Origin of the sequence: Bifidobacterium asteroides (genome assembly GCF_048001765.1) — a bacterium.
Lineage (GTDB): Bacteria > Actinomycetota > Actinomycetes > Actinomycetales > Bifidobacteriaceae > Bombiscardovia > Bombiscardovia asteroides_K.
The window spans coordinates 2,077,048-2,098,247 of the sequence record NZ_CP181447.1 but is presented as its reverse complement, the minus strand read 5'-3'; the positions used below and the strand labels follow the sequence as shown (position 1 = coordinate 2,098,247).

The following is a 21,200-nucleotide window of genomic DNA, read 5'->3' as shown; positions in this document are numbered from 1 at the left end:
TTTGTATCATCCTATCTGGTATGAGAAGCTCAGAGCGTACGTCATGTATCAGCCCACGCCCACTCGTTTAGGCTATTAACCAGCGGTCTGATGCCCGGTCCGGCTCCTTAAGCCCGTAGGCGATCAACATCGTCGTGATCATATAGTCATCAAAAAACAGATAGCTGATTGACTGTGCGGAACAGCGAGGGTCATGTCTTGACAATGAGCAATTCCAAGATTTATTCCCGCGTGCCCTGTGTAAGGTTCACGTGCTGTACTCCCAGCTAAACTTTACTGCTAGATATCCCGTGGTCAGTCTAGTAATGACTGCATATCATGCTGGAAACCAAGCAGCCAATAAATGTCATTAAAGATATCTTTAGAGGGCAAGACGATAGTTTGAATCGTCTGTTCCTTTGTTGAGGTGAGAACCTTGCTGCCGGTGGATCGTATTTTCCGCGCATATTTATATATAGCCAAATTATTCACATTGGTATCAAGTTTATTAACAGCAATACATATAGGAGAGTAGGATTGGCAGACAATATTTTCCAAAGGAAACCATTGATAGTTCTATTGGCCAAAACCATGATTCTATTTGACGAAGCGATTGATTGTATTCTCTGTGCCGCCATGACTATTGTCTGCTCCGGGGAATTGGCATGAATGACTTGTGCGACGAGCTCCTCGTTTTTAGCGTCTAAATGGTACGTTGTTTCGTCAAGCAGCATGATCGGCCGCCTTATGGACAACAGCCTTGCCAGGGCCAAGCGATAGCGTTCACCGCTACTCAGCAATACACCGCGTTGCCTACTGGGGTATCCAATCCATCGAAGGTGTCTCTCACTTTGGCGTGAGGTTCACCTTATTTAAGGCATTCCAGCAGCCTTCATCGGATACGCCGTTCTTGTTCATCGCCAAATTCGTTCTGGAAGAACCGGAATATATGGGGGCATCTTGTTCTACATAGCCGATCAGAGAACGTACATAAGAGGAGCTGAGAGTTGAAATATCAATGCCATTAAAGAGAACATGGCCATGATTTGGCTTATAGAATACCTTTATAAGGGCCAGCATGGTTGATTTGCCCGCTTCGGATGGTCCGACTATCGCGTAGACGACGCCGCCTTTCATATGCACACCCGCTTCATTCAGTTGGAGCCCGCCACGATTGTTCCGTGCGTCATCATACGGAATATCAGCATGGTCAAGATCGATGTCAATCTGATCGGAGTTGGTGACCTTCCTTTGGACCCTACTGGATACTGCTCATGCTGATGTCGCATCTTCGGTCGGCATTCTCATTATCGCTTGAATGCTGGAGTTCGCGCCCAACGCTCTGAACAGTCTGCTATATGTCGAAGAAAGTGTCGCCATAGGCGTGGGCATCATTTCTAGGTACATAGAAAAGTTACCAGTTGCTGAACAGTCATCACTCCTTTGGCCACTTGGAAAGCGCCGATTCCCGATACAACCATCAGGCACAACTGCATTAAGGCCATTCCTGATGGCCATATCAGTGACTGCTTCTTTGAAATTAGACGACCGGATGTGCACGCTTGCCTGGCTTCTCGCCGATTTTATTGGTCTCACGCTCCGTGGCGTCGAAAACCCTGATCCTTTTCAAACTCATCAAAGCATCAGTGGCTGCAGACGTCATATCTCCTATGGCCGTTTGAGCCCCTCTGGAGCAGTCTCGTAATTTTCCGGATAAGACTACCAGTAAACCGACAGTAACAAGACAGGTCGAAAGAGAGATAACGAACATGACGGGACTGATTATGACCATTCCCACACACGCGCCTATGAACACCAGTAAAGTGCCAAACACTTCTGGCAATTATCGGTCAGCAATCGCTTCAGTTCATTTGTATCAGATGAAATAATAGAAATTACGTTGCCTGTATGCGACTGGTCCAGATCTTTGAACGGCAAATGCAGAATATGCATTACTAGAGACCGTCTCATATCGTTCAACAGCAGGTAAGCGTCAAAAGAAGTGATTGCTGCGCCGGACAGAAACACTCCTGCCAACGCTATTAGAGGGGCACTGCGGATCGCATGTTATGCTGCACGCGTCCAAGAATGACATTGACAAGCTGTGGCTGAGCCAGATTTAAGAGGGCGCTCGCTATACTTAGCAGACTAACCGTGAATAAAACACCCTTATGGATTTCAAAAGGCGGGGCACGTCTATCAAAGATGCGGTTTTCTCATTACTATTCCGCTTGTGTGGCGACATTTTCGTCCTTTGTTGGGGGTGGTTACTCACCGACTGCACGTGATATGACCCTCACAGAATCCTCGGAACGCGCGCACAGCGCCTGCACGCCTGTGACGAGGGCGCCTACGACAATAGCGAGGAGTGCGATGACCGCCCAATATCCCCATTGAACGCTTATCTTTGCGCTTCCCAGATATCGTTGCAGCATGAAGGCGGTGCCGCAGGTGCTGAGCAGTGTGATGACGAAGGCGAGCAGCACCGAGGTGACCATCGAAATGAGACCATCGAGGGCTCCCAAAATGCGCAACTGTCCGGTACTGGCACCGGATACGTATGTCAGCGCCAGATCCAGGCGTCGCCCTCGTGCGGTGATCATCAGTCCGGAGATTGCGCCCACCAAAGCGATGATGAGCGCAGGGCCGAGCATGGCCATCAGGTTCGTCAGCATGTGTGGGTTCACGTTCATGGAATGGCCGTTACTGGCGAAATTCTTGAGGCTGTCGGTCAGCGTATGCAACACACCAGAGAAAGTCATGAGCAACGACAAGCCGGCCGTCATGGGAATGATGGTCGCGTTCTGTCGTTGGATCCTCCCAACGGCCTGCTGCCTAGCGAGTTTCCAGGTGCTGAATGGCAGGGGGAGAAGATGCGTCCATCCTTTGGTGAACCAGTGCATGACATAGGGAGCCAGAACAGCCAATGCGAAGATCAGGAGGAACATGCCTCCCATGGAGAACCCAATGAATCCTGTCACTCTGGACTCTATGGGATTCCTGCCGGAAATGTGCGTGGCGAGCTCGCCAGAGTCTATCTTGCGTGTAGCTGTCCCCGGGATGATGAGCGCGCATATCGCTCCCACGAGCAACGATGCGCCTAGCAGAACACGGAATGCGTTCACTTGTCTCGGCGGGTTTTGTGACTGCCGAAGCGCCTCTATCGGCCTGATCTTGGATAGTGTGCGCACGGTCAGCACTGTGCCTGCAAGGACGGCGACTCCGGCAATGGCCAACCCAGTGCCGATGGATGCCAGCAGCTGGGTTGCTTGATACGTCAGTTTCAGCTCGAATGCTCTGGCCAGGAGGTCGAACAGATATGGTGCTGCCAGCGGCGTCAGGAGGGATGACGCTACTGCTGCCAAGATGAATAGGACGATGATGATAGCCAGATTCCCGAAGAGCAGCTGCCAAGGCGTGGCGCCTTGAAGGACCAGCAATGCTAGTTGGTGCCGACGCTGGTTCAGAGCGGCGGTCACGACCCACAGCATTACGAACACGGCTATGACCACGCTGAACAGCATTGCTGGGCCGGAAAGGTTGGCGCCTAGCCCGGCATCCGGTCCGTGGTAAGCGGCATCAATAGCCCTGCGCGCGGCGACAATAGTGCACACAGCGGTCTGGGAAACGATTAGTGACAGCCATACGCCTGCCCATACGGCCGGGGCTGCTTTCAGATCAGAGAGTGCGCCCCTCATATACCGGCCCCGCTCTCCGCATCGGCGTTCAGCACGTGGCCATCACGGACCTCAACGATCTGGTCGCACTGTCCGGCTACCTCTCCACTGTGGGTCACTATTACTACGGTCCTGCCCGCATCCATAGCCAGACTTTTGAACACCTGCATGACCTTGGCGCCAGATTCCTGATCCAAGGCTCCAGTCGGCTCGTCGGCGAAAATGATATCTGCATCGGAGAGTAGCACTCGTGCAAGCGCGACACGTTGCTGCTCTCCGCCTGAGAGCATCGTCACGCTCCTTTTTTTCTCGTTTGCCAATCCGAAGTACCGCAACATCTCATCCGCTTTTTGCTTGGGGAGTCGACGGCCGCGCAGGGTGAATGGCAGCGCGAGGTTCTCCTCCACCGTCATGCTCGTGATCAGGTTGTAGGACTGAAACACGAATCCCAGATGCCGACGCCGAAACCGAGTGAGCGCGGACGCTCGCATATGCGTGATGTCATGCCCTAGAAGGGAGATGCTTCCGGATGTCGCACGTTCCAATCCCGAAAGGCAGTACAGCAAGGTGGACTTTCCGCTGCCTGAGGGGCCGACAATCCCCGTGATTCTTCCGGGCTCAGCATGGAAGTCGACATGGTCGAGGATGGTGATCGAATCATCCTTCCTCGGAGTCACCGTCATCGTCAATCCATTTGAACTCACTGAAGCACCACTCATCACCGTTCTCCCATCATCGCCGTTCTCGCGACTTATAAATCTTCATCAGAATAATGCTATGGATGCCATACAAGGATGGCACCCATAGACTTACATGACTGTTGTCCTTGCCATCATCAAGGCAAAAATGACAGCCCATGCCATTTTGGTGAATACGTCATCGCAGTGGCATATTTTTGTGGATTAGCTGCAGGTCCATCAACTCCAGATATTATCATGCCCACCGCCGTGGCATGCAAATATGCTGACGCCGCTATGATGAGCGGCTTCATCATTCATGGCGATATTACTATTCTGCAGATCGATAATGTTGTGCATTTTGTCCGTCTCTCTCCTCTCTTTCTCGTGTTTAGTGCTATTTCCAATGGTGTCTCCACTGAAAGGATCGTTAGGGCAGACGGCTGGCAAGAACTACCATGGTTGGCCTATAAGACTATTTACTGCTCAGATAACGCCAGCTGAGCCTGTCGAATAATCACAAGAGGGTCTTAAATAGGATTCTCAGGGCAGATAAGGGTTTTTATGCCAGATGAGCCCAAATTGATTAAAGCTTTTCTAATGAAGATCTAGTATTTTTGGGGGGGGGGGGATTCGGCAACTAGGGCGCTGCCAAGTTAAGTGCAGCAAAGATACCGTCTCTGTCATGAGACAGGCCTGAGAATGCATACTGAAGCAAAGGCCTTGACGACTTCGGCCGTGTTTATGTATATTATTGGTTCAACTTGGCAAGCATCCACGCAACGTTTTGGTCTGGCCGCTTCTGATTTCTTCCAACGGGCCTCTGAAGCGTTGACTACTCCGTGGCATAAGCAGGAGAGTGGCATGACTGGGTTGACCAGCGATCCCAAGCATGAGCAATCGACAGATACCGGCGTGATCCCGACTGCAGGGCAGGGCCATGAGCAGAGGCGCAGAGTGAATGGCCCCGTCCTCAAGGACCCTTCTATAGTAGGTGTCGATCAGGTTGCCCTTGCCCTGAATGTGGACCCCGACCGGGGCCTGGATGAGGCCGAGGCGGCGCGTCGGCTGGACAGGTTCGGTCCTAATGAGCTGGCTGGAGCGCCTCCCGTTCCTGCATGGAGGAAATTCCTTCAACAGTTCAAGGACCCCTTGGTCTATCTGCTTCTGGCAGCCACGGCCATTTCGTTGGTGGCCTGGGTGGTGGAACGCTCACATCCGGCATCAGGAGGCGGGGAGCCCCTACCCTTTGATGCCATCGTCATCATGATCATCCTCATCCTTAATGCCGCCCTGGGGTACGCTCAGGAGGCTAAGGCCGAGCGGGCTGTGGATGCTCTGGCGAGCATGACGGCCCCGCACGCCTCGGTGCTGCGAGGCGGCCGGGTGGTCAGCCTGGAGACCAGCAGGATCGTGCCTGGTGATGTAGTAGTCCTGGCTGAAGGCGATTCGGTCGGCGCCGACGGAAGACTGTTCCAGGCCGCGGGTCTGCGCGTGGCCGAGGCATCGCTGACCGGCGAGTCGCTGCCGGTGGGCAAGCGGCCCGGTCGGCTGGACCAGCCCAAGGCTCTGGGCGACAGAACCAACATGGTCTTCAACGGCACCGCAGTGACCCAGGGGAACGGGCGCATGATCGTCACCTCTACTGGTATGGACACCCAGGTCGGGAAGATCGCCGACATGCTGGCTGATACCCAGGAGGAGCCCACACCCCTGCAGAAGGAGATGGCCCGGGTTTCCAAGCTTCTCGGACTGGCCGTCTGCTTGATTGCCGCCCTGGTTTTGGCTGCTTTGGCCCTGATGGAAGGCTTTCAGACAACCCAGGATCTGATTGATTCCCTGCTCATGGCCGTATCCCTGGCCGTAGCTGCTGTGCCGGAGGGGCTGACGGCCATCCTGACTGTGGTTCTCGCCCTGGGCGTGCAGCGCATGGCCAAGCATCATGCCATCGTCAAGAAGCTCAGCTCGGTGGAGACCCTGGGATCGGCATCAGTCATCTGCTCCGACAAGACAGGGACTCTTACACGCAATGAAATGACCGTTGAACGGGTGGTCGTCCCCTCGGGGCAGGTCAGGCTCACTGGCACCGGGTACGCTCCGGAGGGAACCATGCAGCCGGTCGAGGCCAGTGGGTCAGATGATCAACAACTGACAGATACCATTGGTTCATCTCTGGCTGAGGCAGTGGAAGAGACCCTGATGGTCGGGGCCATCGCCAACGACGGAGACCTGCATTGGCAGCCGGTCGAGGCCGAACCTGATTCCCAGACCCAGTCTGGATCCGGGCAGGGTCACTGGCAGAGCGTCGGCGATCCCACGGAGGTCTCTCTGATTGTCGCCGCTCGCAAAGTCGGCGCTGATGCCAAGGCTGACGGCTACCGTCGTCTGGCTGAGATTCCTTTCACGTCCGAGCGCAAGCTCATGTCGGTCCTGGCCGCTCCGCGTGACGGCAGCGAAGGGCAATCGCGCCTCTTCTGCAAGGGTGCTCCCGATGTGCTGCTCGGCCGGTGCGACCGGATTCTCGAAGACAGCCAGGTCAGGCCTATGACTAGCGCTGACCGGGAGAGGATACTCGCCCAAGTCAGCCATCTGTCCGGCGATGCCTACAGGACTCTGGGACAGGCTTTCCGGCCTGTATCCGGTCAGGAACTGTCGTCCCTGACCGAAGATGACGAGGGGGAGAGGCCGTCAAGCACGATTGGGACAGGCCAGACGGACCGTTTGTCTAAGGAGACTCAGCGTGCTTCCGCAGTTCTCCTGTCTGCGGACAAGGTATTCCAGGAGAGCGCCCATTTGGAAAGCGATTTGATCTGGGCGGGCATGGTCGGCATCATCGATCCGCCTCGGACTGAGGTACGCCAGGCTGTGGCTCAGGCTCACAGTGCCGGCATCAGAACGATCATGATCACTGGCGACCATCCATTCACTGCGGCCAGGATCGCGGGTGACCTGGGCATCACCGAGCCCGGCGGCCCCGCCTGCACCGGCGAGCAGCTGGATGCCATGGACGCGGACCAGCTTCGGGAGACCACCTCCAAGGTCTCCGTCTACGCTCGCGTGGCCCCCGAGCACAAGCTGAAGATCGTCGAATCGCTTCAGGACCAGGGCAAGGTCGTGGCCATGACCGGCGACGGCGTCAACGATGCCCCTGCTGTCAAGACTGCGGACATCGGCGTGGCCATGGGCATCACCGGGACCGAGGTCACCAAGGAGTCGGCCAAGATGATTCTGGCGGACGACAATTTCGCCACCATCGTCCAGGCTGTACGAGAGGGCCGGGGCATATTCGACAACATCCGCAAGTTCCTGCGCTACCTGCTCAGCTCCAACATGGGCGAGGTTTTCACGGTCTTCGGGGGCGTGGTCTTTGCGGGTCTTCTGGGCATATCGCAGCCCGGCGTGGCGGGCGTGACCGTGCCGCTCCTGGCCACTCAGCTGCTCTGGATCAACCTTCTGACCGATGCGGCTCCCGCCCTGGCCATGGGAGTGGACCCGCAGAGCGACGATCTGATGGGCCGTCCGCCCCGGTCCATCGACGACCGGGTGATTGACCGGAACATGTGGGTCGACATCGTCTATATCGGCCTGGTCATGGCCCTGGTGACCCTGATTGGCATGGACATGCATTTGAGTGGCGGTCTCTTCACTGACAGGTCGGTCCAGGCGATCGGCCATGAGGCGCAGATGCGTGAGGCGCGGACCATGGGCTTCACGATCCTGGTCTTCGCCCAGCTGTTCAACGCGCTGGCCTCCCGCTCCTCCCGCAAGTCGGCCTTCCAGGGGCTCTTCAGCAATCCCTGGCTTTGGGGCGCCATAGACGTCTCCATCCTACTCCAGCTCCTGGTGATCTATGTGCCCTTCCTGGGCGAGGCCTTCGGCACCGTCCCCCTCCAGCCCCAGGCCTGGCTGGAGTGCATCGCCCTGGCCTCCCTGGTGCTGGTGGCCTCGGAGCTGCGCAAGCTGTTCAACTGGGCGGTCAGACGGATACGGGCATAACATCGCTTCTTCCTGATGCGGCGGCTGCACTCGTTGTCGCTGCATTAAATGAGGGCACAGTTGCGCCTTACTTCATCTTTCGCAAAGCCATTGTGAATCAGCTGTGTGCCGCTTCAACGCTTATAGATAGTGCTGACACAACAATCATGGCTTACACCAGCAGGATGGTTCGTGTAGGGCCGTAGCATCAGCCGCGTGCTTATCCGTCTGGGCCCAATGTCGGCGATGAGCTGCCGGTCTCCTGCCGGTATGATGTGCCGCCGAATCCTGGTGAAACCGGAAAAACGTAATGGAGGCCGCAGGAGGACTGCGAACTTCACAAGCGTCTGCGCGAGCTTTTCGAGGGCGGTATCGACTCCACCAATATTCTGGTTATCGCTCAGTTCAGGGCTGTGGCCAACCAGATACGTAATATCTTTGCGGATGCGTTACGGCAATGCGCTGGCTGCAAAAGCAGTGAGGCGAACTGGCTGGCATCAAGCCAGGCCGAAACCGTACACACCTCCCAGGGGCGGGAAGCCGATGCGGTCTTCATAGTCCCTCGGCAGCAGAGTCGGTAAGCGTGAAGAAGGCTCTCGTTCATGGGTTAACGGGTCGCCCGGTCTGCTCAACGTCGCTGTGTCGCGAGCCCAATGCCGTGTCTACGTAGTCGGCAACCTTGCTGATTGGAAGAATGAAACCTATACGTCCAGGATCGCAAAAACTTGCCGGTGGAGGCTAATGCGGAAGTTTGAGCGGGATGGGATTCAATTGTACTTAATCGTGTGGCACTCGCGTTTAATTATAGGGCGGATACCTGTCTGTCCCTTTGATGTTGAAAAGAGACTCGTCTTGAGAATAGAGAAGGAGTTACCTTGTGATGGTGCATAGATTTTTAATTATCAAGGGCATCTATCTGTATCCCATGCCTGATTCAATGAATATTTATATCTGTGATTAGTTGCTCGATTTAACACAGCGACGGAGTCCAATGGTGGCTTATCGGCAGCGATTTCCTTTGTTCTGGGAAGTACAGTCTAAGCAATAGACAGGTAGGCTCTGCCGTTTCAATAGAAGTCTAAAAGTTGCTTCTTTGGGTAGTTAACATTCTGAATTGCATGAACAATGGAATTTCCTGTTTGTATTAATCTGGGAATATGAGTGAACATTCAGAGTTGTATCCCTCATTTCTTCAGGATGAGCCTATCGGGTCCGCTGCAGACGATAGGTATAATCGTAGCAAGTACGTGCGGAACCTTGCATTGAGTTTGAGCCGGTTCCCGGGGTCGGAATCTCTTGTTGTCGGCATTCAGGGACCGTGGGGGTCAGGTAAGACTTCGTTGAAAAACATGCTTGTCGAGCAGCTTGTCTCGACTTCTTCTAAAAAAGGAAAAGGGAAAAAGCAAGAAGAAAAGGTCATAGTTGTAGAATTTGAGCCTTGGATATACTCAGGTAGCGGCCGCCTGGTAACTCTGTTGTTCAATCAGATTTCCCTGACGTTGTTAGGGAAGTTAGGCCCCGTGAGACATAACATTGCGAATTTTTGCAAGCGTGCGGCAAATGATGTGGCACCTATTTCTGGTTTAGCTCCTGCTCGAGTGCAGATGATTGCGAAAGCGTTCGGGAACCTTGGGGAAGCCTTGGAGCCTGACAACCAAGACATCGACAGACTTTCGGAACGACGAAAGGATCTGAAGGAAAAATTGGAAGAATCAGCGACTAGAATCGTCGTGTTTATTGATGATCTGGACCGTCTGATGGATGACGAGGTCACGGATGTGATGCGAGCTGTCAAGGCTGTAGGCGATCTGCCCTATATGACGTATGTGCTGCTGTATGACAGGGATTCCGTTACCAAGTCGCTGGATAAGAGCTGCCATGGCAAGGGCGACGAATACTTGAAGAAAATAATCCAGGTTCCAATTGGAATGCCGGAGCTTCCCCAGGAAGTTGTATACGACCGATTGAAAGATGGATTGACAGGTATCATCGGCGAGAAGAGAGTCGAACAAATCTACGAGAAAGTCCAAAAGTCTCAGTTCGGTGACAGATCGCTGCCTATCTATGACGCTTGTGTAAAGCCGTTCGTCCGCACCATGAGGGACGCCAACCGTCTGATAAATGAGTTCATGCTGTGCTATCAGGTACTGAGAGATGATGTGGAGCCGATGGATCTGCTTGGCATTACCAGTCTGGAGGTGTTTAATCCCGATCTGCACCGTTGGATCATGGCGAGCAAAGACTATCTTTGTGATTCCGACTTACCCATTATAGGACGTTTGATGTCAGATCACAAAGTTGAGGTCAAAGCACATTTGTCGACTCTGCCAACATATGGCACTGACGCTAAAGACAGGGATTTGCGGGCTGTTGAGTCCCTGTTCCCTTTTGTCGCCTATTGCGTGGGCAGTCTATATACACGCCCGGATGAGGTGGGGCGAGCTATACACCGTCCGGAGCATTTCAATACTTACTTCCGGCTTTCTATAGGAAATAATCTCATTCATGAAGCAGAGTACAGGAAGTTATTGGTCGATGACTCACTGGGTGAGAGAGACTTGGATGATGAGCATTGGCTCATTATCTCCAGCAAGGGATTTAGCGACGAGCCGGCGAAATACCTAGGCGTGGCGGATGCAGGTAGATGCGCGTTAGTTGTCGGTTTCTGCCTGGAACTTGAAGCGAGGCACCGCGTTGTTTATCCAAGTTGCATATCTCACGATGTGGCAACAGCCATCATGAAGAAAGACTATACCGGAGAACGAAGCGAAGCTATTGTGCAGGCGATCGTAGACTCGAATTCGCCAGTGTCGATGATCGTTGCCGCTTGCATAGTCTATGAGATCCGCCGTGCAATCCATAGAGCAAAAAATCCAAAAAAGGATACACAAGAACAAGTGGAATCCAAACCTACTGTTGGCCTCATGAACCATGTGGCAATGTTCGACAGCCTACCATTCTGCCAAGATTCTGAAGATATTGAGGATAGTGGATTGGAACGGAGCCTCATGTCGTTGTGTGAAAAGCTCAAATGCACAAATTCCAGGCATCTACAGACGCCTCTGAGTGGATGGCTTCTGCAGTGGTATGCCTCAGCAATCCCTCTTATATTTAATAAGAACGATGATAGGTACAAGGCATTTAGTGCCTTTCAAGATCTAGTGGACGAGACCAAGTTTGTTGATTATGTGCTTTATGCGCTGATTCAAGAACAAGAGGATGGACGCATTGTGGATGCACCGCTGTTGAAACGCTTCATTACCCGCGAAAGAATCCAGACGTCTCTAAAGTTGTGGGATAACGATCCTGATTCCATAGGAGATATCAAACTTCTTGCCGCGTATGATGCGGCGTACAAAAGCAACGATCATGCTAAATTCGTAGACAATGGGGAAGTGGATTTTCTTGTTGAAAATTGGAAGCATGAACGACATAGCGATTCTGGTTTCGATCATCCGTTATCTTAAAGGATTCCGGGTAACGCGGAAATCTTGCGAAGGCATCGCGCGCGAGGGCTCCCATGACTCCAACTTGCGCGGCAGCGCGTCAGGCGGTTGGGTAAGTGTTGCGACCTGTTTCTATGAAGCAGGTGAAACGGCTTATGCCAACCGGTGGAGAAAACGATGGGCTAAAGGAGACAGTAAGGGAGGTTGACTATCAGAATAGTGTTTATTCAGTGTGCCTGGAAGTTAGTTGTTTGGTCAAGTGTGAAGTAGCGAAATGATACTGTGTCGTAGTTTGCCGCTATCGTAAAGCGTCCGCTATGTTCATTGCCGGTTGCCTTCCAGAGGTTAGGTGGTTTCAGACGAAATAAGTCAGTTTATGATACGGGCGTTAAATGTAAGTTAACAACAGGTGGACCATATCGCTAATGCCCTTGGTCTTGGTATGACCGCAGTCTTCAAGACGTTTATGGCTAAATCATTCGGGATCGGAGGTTGCCGCTTGGATCTAAGCTTAAATTCATAGGTTTAAGCCGAAGAAAGAGCGGATAAGTCCAAACTACCCGGCTGTGGAGAAAGGCATCAAGGATCGCAGGACAGGGAAGGTCTTGGTGGAATTAGACTAATAGATGGTCATGGCTTTAATCAGGCTTGCTCTGGTTCCTGTTGGTATACCTATGAGATGTTTGAGGGAACATAGTTCACAGATATGTTCCGTCGAGGTAGTTCGAAGATTTGCCTGATCTGATAACCAAAAACTCTGAAATGCTGGTATGCACTTTAAAGGGGTGTAATAGGGTGCATGTCCTGCAAAGTATGCAGCGATTAGTGCCAATAGGTATCTGAAAGTCTGTTGCAGGTCTAGCATATAGAGAGCACGTGGCCTGTGTGTTGCGATTGGATTTTCCCAATCGGTAGCTGAACAGACGCACAGTAAGCACCGAGCTTTGGCACTGCATGCTAAGGCTGGATGTTGGTGTCTCACCTGACATGAATAGACGGGTGAGACACCCACGAGTTAAGTTACTTCTGTGACAGCTTGGCAATGAGACGTCTATTCTTTTCGTTTTCTACGATGCGGTAGGTTGCTTGCCAAAGAGTTTTGGATTTGCCTACGGACTGGGGGTTAGTGTCAGTGTCAAATACTGTCTGGACGAGTGTGACACCTATAGCCTGCCAGATTTGGATTGGATCGAATTCCCAGTCTAGATCTCCGTTGTCCTTGGTGTGAAGAAGAGCACGGAATGCCCCGTAAATTGGCATGATGAATCCAGAAGAGATGTTATAGTCTTTTTTCCGTTGCAAAAATTCAGTACGGTCCTTATTGGTGTTTTCGATGCCACGAATGCTACCGAATTTGGCTCCTGTACCGTTCATTTTCTTATAGTCTCTGTACTTTTCTGCCATTTCCAGTTCTATGGTCTCGTAAAGATTCACAAGGCTTGGAACAAGAGGTAGCAGCCTGCGGTAAATGTTGTCCGCGGTGGGTTGGTTGCCAGAAGAGTGTTTGTCCCATTCGTTCTTATAGTCCTTGAAAACGTTGGCTTTGCCAGAGTATGCAGCTACAGGCACAGAAGTGTCGTCTGGGAAACGAGAGATGTTAAACGCGTACATCAGCCTAAGCAGGTCAGCAATCGGTATCCGCTTGTCCTCGTTGTCCTTGTATGCGATGTCCTGCCCATACGGCTCGTTGGCTATTCCTTCCTTGATGAAGTCGAATCGGTCTTCGAGGTTGAACAGTGCGATATCACTGACTTGAACAGAGGTGTTTCTGGCATCCGAGAGTGCGGCGACATCTAGGTCGGCTCCGACGAAGATCTCGAGTTTGACATATTTATTTATGTCCTCGGGGATCTGGTCCCTTCTCTCTTTGATGGCCTCATAGGTGTGACCACCATCGAGGACGCCATATCTATCTTCATCATGGTCGAAATCAATGGTGATGAGGGAATTCGGAGCGTCGAATTTGACTTCATTTGCCAACAGGACCATTCCGCGGTTGTGGATGTCGAAGTACGGGTCAGTTCCTGATACGGCTTCCAGTAGCTTCTTCGCTGTTGTGGTGCGCATATTCACTTCGCGCGGGTTAACTTTGGTGGGCATGTCTGTAGGGAGCTCCCTCATGTTTGCCCAAGCGAAATACGTTGTAACGGTTGGGTCTGACGGCGATTTGACGGTCCGCAGTGCCTTAATAGGGAATGTCATTTTCATTATATGTTCCTTTGTGCTCATGAGCCGGCCTGTTTGACCGGTTACTTCGTCTGCGTTCATCCAAGACAATTCGATAAAAGCATAAAGAAGTTAAAAAGACAATAAGAACTACGGTGGTGTTTTTGTACCATGGTTCCTCTAAAATGGAGTTATGACTGTAAGAAATCGTAATAATGCTCGCTATTCCATTGATAGGCCGGTCATGGTCAGGATCGGTGGGATTATCAAACAGCTTAGGAAGAGTTTGACTGATGTAAATCCACCTACCCGGGAAGGCTTTATTAATGCTGGCTCAGATCTCGGGCTGCCAGCTGATTGGATCACAGAGAAATCATTGGCGAACATCGAGAATGGATTGAACATGCCTTCGCTCAGAACTCTCTATAATCTCTCGATCGCTCTACAGACAGACACTACGGATCTGTTTGTCAAAATATCTCGAGCTTTTCTTAACGACGATAAACGAAAACCAACAAACAGGCAGGCGGAACAGTAATTAAATGGACATTTTCAGATACAAAGCCTGCGGAATCTTAATAAGTTTCCAATTGAGCGCTTAGAGTTGCTGCGTCGATGATTGGAACTGCTGTAGCAACAAGCATGACTTGAATGGATCCTGATAGTTTAAGGGTCTATATACTCTGTAAGTAATAAGTAATCAAGTACTGTTTTCGGCGCTATTGAATAGTTGGCAATCCAAAGTGTCCCCTGTGGGACTCGGACTCGCAACCCATGACTTATGGGATTTAAGGGTTTCCTATCATATTGTTATTCAGGTGATAGCTGTTGTTGCTGCTATATTGGCCGGTTTAATCGGCCTTTTATGCTTCAATCCAGGACGCTTACGGAAGGAGTGTTAATGGAGTTTTTGCCTCACTGGCAGCCGCCAGAATCTTGGATTGACTGGCTGGATCAGCGGATAGTAGATATGTGTGTACACGGTGACACTGCACGGACTATAGAGCACTGATGGTACGTGACTTCCCAGTTTGTCAGAGTAACTCAAGTGGGACCCTCACAAATTACTTCAAAGATGATATGGGCCTGGTTAAAGGAAGATAAAAGCAACCCGACGCATAGATCAAGGGCGAATGCGTTGCGCTCATTCTTTACCTGGTCGCATGTATCGAAGAGCCTTCCTGATAGTCCATTAGGCATAGTGTCGGCCGCCAAACGCAAGAAGAAGCAGCAGCCAACGCCAGTGGAAGCTGTGTCTAGGGTGCTTGTACACCCAGATCCGGGGTCAGATTGCCTGTGAGATTATTTGCTGACGCTGATTTACGAAGAACAGAGCAGTAACGGCGAGGACAGAGAACATTCTCGACGATCTTACGGGTAAAGGAGATAAGAATCGAGTAGTCCCACTGAGCACAGCACTTGAGAACGAGCTTAAGCGGATGCTGAAAAGGTGGATCTCCCCAGGTCAACTCGGGGGGGGGGGCACTTGTGTGGTGATACGGCGTACCGCCTGGAAAAGATACTAACGGCTCCCTCTCGACCAAGAGAATCGAATTCTGACTCCCCAATTGAAGGCAAAAGCCTAAATACGCAAGTGGTGACCGATACTTAGATTTTTATAAACTCAGTCACGGTCACCGCTCTTCCGCCATCTACGCATTCCAAAGATCTCTACGATTAATTGCGATCTTTGAAATGCTTAAATAGAGATTTTTCCTTTATGCTACAGGCACCGACAGCAGTTCCCATTGTCATGCCGAGAATAGTAGAGCATATCGTAGGCAGCAAAGATGCCACCAGCACTCCTGATATATCTGTAACTCGAATAACTTTTAAAACAATAATTGAGACTGAAAGAGTCAAACATACCGCCATGAGCGTGCACAACCCATATTCAACCATGAGCCGGAGCACCATCGAAGATTTAGGCTCACCAGCATGCAGATAACCAGAATTCTCCAGCTTGCGTCTACGACATAAGACAACCCCAAAGACAAAGCACAGAAGCAAGGGCGCAAAAATTAAGGGTCGGGTCAAACGTGAGGTGAACTCGCTATTGGGATCAAACTTGTCTCCCATAGTGTAATTTATTTGCTCGGTTTGGGCGTTACTAGAAGTTTCAGAATATTGCACAGCCTGATTTAAAGTCCTGGAAATACTCTTCGGAGGCCACACAGAAGCCCAGCACTCATCATAAGCAGACGGGGTGATTACCGGTACGAGTGCAGCAAAGCCAAGCCTAGTGTCTCTACCGTCTTCCGGCCACTGATAGATGCCCGCAAGTTTCATAGGGCCAGCAGTTGTATCTACTTGTGAGCCTACATGCAAGAAAAACTTATCAGCTAGTGCCTGTGAAAGCCAAATACCTCCAGTCGTGGCAGAGGATTGTTTCCCGCCGGTAATAACAGTGAGGAAGCTTTGTGATACCTCATAAGTGTTAAGCGGACTTGTCTTCGACAAAGTCACTCGTATAGGAGTCGCTTTCCGCAGGCCACCTGCGGCTTCAATTCCAGTATTTTGAGGTAATGCCAGGCAAGCGGCAGGTTCAATCTGCTGCTCTGTCTTAATTACATAGACGTTAGAGAGGGAGCTCCTGTATGTGCGTGCTTCTTGTTCAATGCTCATAACCTGGCGGCCGTCGATTCCAGCACACGCTGCAATCACGCAGGTGAGTGTGAATAAAGTCGATAAAAACTGCGACATTCCGCTGTTGATATTCCGCCAAGCTTCTCTGAAGGTCTCACGCAAGCGCATGCACGCCCTCCTCTACAAGCGGCACATACTCCTCAAGGTTGAGTACCCGGTCACACGATTGCCATACGAACGGATCATGTGTTGCAATCACAACGGCCATACCCCTGTCAGCCAGGAGTCTGAGACTGTCCGCCACTTGGTGGGCAGACCTCATATCCAGCTGAGCAGTAGGTTCATCTACCAAAAGCAAATCAGGCTCACAACAGATTGCCCTAACTAGCATAAGCCGTTGGGCCTCCCCACCAGAAAGGTCGCAGAAGAGAGATTCAATCCTGGTTTGCAAACCGAACTCAACAAGAGTCTCTTCCGCCTTTTCATTTGCTTGTGGCCTTGGCATACCGTGAGCAATGAAAGGGAAACTGGCTATATCTCTGACTGTCCTGTATTTAGGACCGTAAGGGTTTTGGAAAACCCAGCAAACTCGCGAACCTTTGCGGATATCTACTCGCCCGCTGTATGGCTTTTCCCAGCACGCTATAAGAGATAACAAGGTCGATTTGCCCGAGCCGGAAGGTCCGGTTACAGCCAAAGTCTGACCCGTTTCCAGCTCAAAATTTACATGTTCATACAGTAAATCAGTCTCAGGGAATCGGTGAGACACATCCTTCACCTGTACTATCAAAACCCCCCGCGAATTGCTACTCATTGAGCGACCTTGCAGGAAGTTGTATCGATGGCTGAGCCAAGATTGACAGATTGTAAAGGCTTAGAAGAAGATGCCATAACGAACCCGCCGTTCGAACCCACAATTGTAATCCGCCTGGCCTCAGAACCTGTTTGTATGCATGCATGGTCATCTTTGTATGCGAAGACAGCTCCTACCGGGATTTTAAAGGCTTTTATTGGATTCTCTAGTTGTATGCTCCCATCAACTCCAGCTGCGAGGGCATCATGATTGCCGGAGATCGAAGCAAACTCTGGACTGGCAGCAATAGTATCCAGAAACGCTTTATCCGAGCACAACCCTTCTTGCGATACGGCACCGCGCTTACCAAAGAGGTTTATCACGTGATTGCCTGGAGCCAATGATTCAGGCATTTTCTGTACGCGCACAGCACTCAAACGACCTTTTACGAGGCCTAATTCTTGTTCTGCTTGGGCTCCAAGTGTTAACTTCCACTCTCCAACTTGAATCTTTTCCGCAGGCAACCACACGACGTGCTCAAGTTTTAGTAATCCCTCGTCCGCCAGTCCCTTCTTGGTCTGCACATCTAATAGAGCCGCACGCATAAACCTATCAAAGATCTTGGGCTTCGACGATTGAACTGCATACCCCATGCGAGACAACTCCTCGCGCAACGCTGCCACATCGTCTCCTTGGTCTTGAGGGCCTAAATCACGATAGAAGGGCAAAGAGGAATGGATTGCCAGAACTGGTACATTATTGACCGAAAACGGGGAACTGCCAGAGGTAATTTCACCGCTTCCCTGAATGGCCGTCGCGGTAACCATGCCTGAACCACTCCATGACAGAGGAGTATCAGCCGCAACATCAAAACCAACTTTCACTGGATGCGAATCCAAAAAATTCTCCGTAGTGACAGGAGCCTTATGAGTCGATTCTGCCTGGGCTAAAGTCCGAGGGGTAAAACGTGATGCCATGACTATTCCAGCGGCACAGCCTGCCCCTATTAGAACAACGACAGCAGATAACAATATGAGCGCTGAAGTGAGTCTGCCTCGTGATTTTTTGAAATGTGGAGGATTTTTCATGGATTATCTACCCCATTACTTACGGTAATGCCCACATTCCCCAAAGAAAGACAATACCGCGCCTGGGATCCTTGCTTACCTGCTACAGGGAAACCAAAAATTTCTTGAAGAGTGCGATGGTCATTATCATCATTTTCACTTTGAGTCTGCAGAATTTGGGCTGATTCATTGAATTTTGCCGCTGTATATGTTGTATCTACAATCCCCGCATCCATCAGACATTGTGCTGCCAAAATTCCAGAATCTTTATAGCGCTCGGGATTATCTTGCTGGTCGCGGAACAGACCTTCTATTATTTTAATCGTATGGTCAGAACATGTAACGGACTGCTTAAACCATTGCTTACTATCAGTGTTTGGGTCCATGTTCTCTGAACTCTGATAAAGCCCATCGGGCATTTTGGTGTCGTGCTCATCATATCCTGCATTAGCCATGCACTCCAGATATTTGTCGTGGGCAGCTTCATAGTCGGCAGGATCAATATGACCTGTTTTTACTGCACGATTCAACACATCTCGCTCGAAGTCGTCCAAATCCTCACGGGAAGCATATGATTTGAAAATACTCTCAAGAGACTCAACATGCTCAGCGCTGCTCTTCTCTTGGGCCAGAGACCCACTGTGCTCAGCGCTGCTCTTTTCGTGGGCTTGATTCTGAGAAGACTTCTGGCCGCCACAACCGCAAAGTATGGTCATAGAAAGCAGGACTGCGAGAAGCACAACATTTTTCATGAGTTTTTGCACATGCATCATGAGTACCTCCCTAAAAGGTCCTCTTCCACACAAAGAACATCGTTTATATTGCCGATACTGGCATACACTGCCACAACAACTCTGTTGCCAGTAGCAAGATTGTAGCATCTCTTTTCGCCAATATCAGGCTGCCTGTTGTCTAATAGCGCAGCAGCATCTGAGGTGGAATGGCTCTTGGCGTTGGAACCCACCAAGAGCCATTCTCGTTGGGATCAGCCCTCGAGAAGAGCTCTGAACCGTGCTTGCGCTGCTAGTCCCTGCCCATCGCTGAGCCGCCAAAAGCAAACCAGCAGAAAAAGTGCGCCTGCATAGGGGTCTTTCAAACCAGTCGGTAGCGCTCAAGTCACTGATTTCCCGGGCGTTGCAGGGGAAACGGGCCTTCCTGTCCCGTCCGTCGAAGGCTCTGCGGAGCGATGTTCGTGGGCGCGTCGTGGACAGGGCGCTCAAAACTCAAACTCGTTTGAGCTACCCGTCTCGTCAGAAAGTCCTCGAGGCGTATGCCGCAGGGACGCCTGTCAAGGAGATTGCAAGCAGCTTCGACATCTACCGCAGCACCGTTTGGAAGATCGTCACCGGTGCCGGGCAGCCGACGCGCAATCATGATCTTTCCCTTGATGTTCGGGAAGAGGCCCGAGGGCTTTACGAGAGCGGTCTGACTCTCGCTGAAATCACCAAGAAGCTTGGCGTGGGCCGGTTGAATGCGCGCGCCGCCATTATCAGTACAGGAGGTGCCATAAGACCGCGGGGACGTAGACGCCAGTGACCAGCATGCGCCTAACGTACGAGATTGATGGAAGGTCGGGCTCTGCTCGAATACTGGAATATATGAGATTCGATGACTTTTTTCAACAAGTTCATGACCCGGACTCGGGATGGGGTGCCGCCGAGGAAGGGAAACGAGTCTTGAACATGGAGCTTGTGGATCACCTTGCAAAAGAGCCGATCGTCGGAGACAATGACCTTGACTCGGCAATCGGTCTTACCCGTGCTATACGCGGTGAATACGAGTCCTACGGAACGAATGAGGCACAAGTCACCATCACTAACGAGCAGTCTCATGACGCATTGAGATCCCTTCGATTGGTGCTCCTGCGCCACGGTGTGCGATTCCGTCCGCCGTGGATCGATTTCACATCGTTCAAGGAATACTGGCTAGCCCATGACGGCTACGGGAGTTGGCAGGCACGTCGCGCAATGATCGGCAAGGTGTTCGAGCCCATCCTGGAGCAGTTGGAACAACTCCAGGAGCGGGAGATTACCAACGAGTTGACGCGGCCAGTATCTCCACGCGATGCTCTCGGTTGGCCGATGGTAGACGAATATATTCAACAGCTGAGGGAACGGTTCCGTTCCGCACTATCCGTTGCAGACTACAAAGACGTTGGCAACAGGTGCGTCGGCGTCCTCGAAGCGCTCAGCGCGACGGTCTATGATCCCAAAACCGATTGTCCCGAAGGAAGTACTCCTCCGCCTGTAGATAAAACGGATATCCGCATTGGAGCGTACATTGATCGCAGACTCCCAGGAGCTTCAAATCAGGAGCTTCGTGGTCTGGTCAAAAAGGCATCGGCACTTGCACACAAGATGAAGCACTCACCCAGAGCGGATCGCACATCAACAGGAATTGCCGCAGACTCGGTAATTCTCCTGGCAAATATCCTGCGCAGACTCCAAGAAGCAGGAAGATCCTGACGCAATCGCCATAGCTTTCTCGCAAGTCAGAAAAGGCAGGAAAGAATAATCAAAAACCATGGCAACTTGAACGAGGACTTAACCCGAACCTAGCGGTGGTATAGATACACAGAATCAACGAAGCGTCTCAATCGACGAATGTTATTTGGAGACCCTGTATGAATTCCAGCAGTCACTCCATGGCGCCAAGATACAGCCGGGCAACCGGTTGCTTGTATTAACAGATATTCGTCGACAATCCCAACCGTAGGCAAGGCGTTGCACCCCTGTTGCACTTCTATCTAGAACCCAGGATCAATACCGCCGTTCACTCGGTCTGATAGCATGAACAAGCAAACACAACAACGTGTCCAAGTATCCTGCTGCGCT

Annotated in this window: 15 protein-coding genes; 6 read left to right on the top strand and 9 right to left on the bottom strand. The window is 51.5% G+C overall.

From position 1 onward, the window contains the following. Nucleotides 1–825 precede the first annotated feature (825 nt). The 4 genes from ACNAOV_RS08620 to ACNAOV_RS08605 form a co-directional block, all read right to left on the bottom strand. A complete protein-coding gene (locus ACNAOV_RS08620; RefSeq protein WP_198217313.1) occupies nucleotides 826–1,122 on the bottom strand; it encodes an ATP-binding cassette domain-containing protein in 297 nt (98 codons plus the stop codon). A 397-nt stretch (nucleotides 1,123–1,519) separates the two neighbouring features. Continuing rightward, nucleotides 1,520–1,813: an ABC transporter transmembrane domain-containing protein gene (locus ACNAOV_RS08615; RefSeq protein ID WP_024627011.1), complete on the bottom strand. Its 294-nt coding sequence runs from the start codon at nucleotides 1,811–1,813 to the stop codon at nucleotides 1,520–1,522. 433 nt (nucleotides 1,814–2,246) lie between these two features. Next, nucleotides 2,247–3,677, bottom strand: coding sequence for an ABC transporter permease (locus tag ACNAOV_RS08610; protein ID WP_024627010.1), 1,431 nt, complete (start codon nucleotides 3,675–3,677; stop codon nucleotides 2,247–2,249). Next, complete coding sequence (locus tag ACNAOV_RS08605; protein WP_024627009.1) at nucleotides 3,674–4,375, bottom strand: ABC transporter ATP-binding protein; 702 nt, start codon at nucleotides 4,373–4,375, stop codon at nucleotides 3,674–3,676. Before ACNAOV_RS08605 ends, ACNAOV_RS08610 begins: the two co-directional genes overlap by 4 nt. Before the next feature lie 75 nt (nucleotides 4,376–4,450). On the opposite strand from ACNAOV_RS08605, the gene ACNAOV_RS08600 reads away from it, so the two are divergent. The 3 genes from ACNAOV_RS08600 to ACNAOV_RS08590 all read left to right on the top strand — a co-directional run bounded on the left by ACNAOV_RS08600 (nucleotide 4,451) and on the right by ACNAOV_RS08590 (nucleotide 11,775). Further along, entirely contained in the window at nucleotides 4,451–4,837 is a 387-nt protein-coding gene (locus ACNAOV_RS08600; protein ID WP_155804679.1) for a hypothetical protein, read from the top strand. 453 nt (nucleotides 4,838–5,290) lie between these two features. Next, on the top strand, nucleotides 5,291–8,329 hold the full coding sequence (locus ACNAOV_RS08595; protein WP_416518195.1) for a cation-translocating P-type ATPase: 3,039 nt from the start codon (nucleotides 5,291–5,293) through the stop codon (nucleotides 8,327–8,329). Between the two features lie 1,136 nt (nucleotides 8,330–9,465). Beyond that, the gene (locus ACNAOV_RS08590; RefSeq protein WP_416517365.1) at nucleotides 9,466–11,775 is read left to right on the top strand and encodes a KAP family P-loop NTPase fold protein; all 2,310 of its coding nucleotides are present in this window, start codon (nucleotides 9,466–9,468) and stop codon (nucleotides 11,773–11,775) included. Between the two features lie 999 nt (nucleotides 11,776–12,774). Here ACNAOV_RS08590 and ACNAOV_RS08585 read toward each other — a convergent pair. Beyond that, nucleotides 12,775–13,962 (bottom strand): AIPR family protein, encoded by a 1,188-nt coding sequence (locus ACNAOV_RS08585; RefSeq protein WP_416517364.1) that lies wholly within the window; start codon nucleotides 13,960–13,962, stop codon nucleotides 12,775–12,777. A gap of 151 nt (nucleotides 13,963–14,113) precedes the next feature. Between ACNAOV_RS08585 and ACNAOV_RS08580 the strand changes: the two genes are divergently transcribed. Next, complete coding sequence (locus ACNAOV_RS08580) at nucleotides 14,114–14,458, top strand: hypothetical protein (RefSeq protein WP_416517363.1); 345 nt, start codon at nucleotides 14,114–14,116, stop codon at nucleotides 14,456–14,458. Nucleotides 14,459–15,597: 1,139 nt separating this feature from the next. On the opposite strand, the gene ACNAOV_RS08575 is transcribed toward ACNAOV_RS08580, so the two are convergent. The 4 genes from ACNAOV_RS08575 to ACNAOV_RS08560 form a co-directional block, all read right to left on the bottom strand. Then, nucleotides 15,598–16,674, bottom strand: a complete 1,077-nt coding sequence (locus tag ACNAOV_RS08575) for a hypothetical protein (protein WP_416517362.1) — start codon at nucleotides 16,672–16,674, stop codon at nucleotides 15,598–15,600. Then, nucleotides 16,661–17,320: an ABC transporter ATP-binding protein gene (locus tag ACNAOV_RS08570; protein WP_416517361.1), complete on the bottom strand. Its 660-nt coding sequence runs from the start codon at nucleotides 17,318–17,320 to the stop codon at nucleotides 16,661–16,663. The genes ACNAOV_RS08575 and ACNAOV_RS08570 overlap by 14 nt, the downstream gene beginning before the upstream one ends. Next, a complete protein-coding gene (locus ACNAOV_RS08565; RefSeq protein WP_416517360.1) occupies nucleotides 17,317–18,276 on the bottom strand; it encodes a hypothetical protein in 960 nt (319 codons plus the stop codon). The genes ACNAOV_RS08570 and ACNAOV_RS08565 overlap by 4 nt, the downstream gene beginning before the upstream one ends. 107 nt (nucleotides 18,277–18,383) lie before the next feature. Next, nucleotides 18,384–19,139, bottom strand: coding sequence for a hypothetical protein (locus tag ACNAOV_RS08560; protein ID WP_416517359.1), 756 nt, complete (start codon nucleotides 19,137–19,139; stop codon nucleotides 18,384–18,386). A 430-nt stretch (nucleotides 19,140–19,569) separates the two neighbouring features. Between ACNAOV_RS08560 and ACNAOV_RS08555 the strand changes: the two genes are divergently transcribed. Both ACNAOV_RS08555 and ACNAOV_RS08550 read left to right on the top strand, forming a co-directional pair. Next, nucleotides 19,570–19,902 carry a helix-turn-helix domain-containing protein gene (locus tag ACNAOV_RS08555; protein ID WP_416517358.1) on the top strand — a complete coding sequence of 111 codons (333 nt, stop codon included), beginning with the start codon at nucleotides 19,570–19,572 and terminating at the stop codon, nucleotides 19,900–19,902. Nucleotides 19,903–19,964: 62 nt separating this feature from the next. Beyond that, complete coding sequence (locus ACNAOV_RS08550; protein ID WP_416517357.1) at nucleotides 19,965–20,831, top strand: hypothetical protein; 867 nt, start codon at nucleotides 19,965–19,967, stop codon at nucleotides 20,829–20,831. The last annotated feature ends 369 nt before the right edge of the window (nucleotides 20,832–21,200 follow it).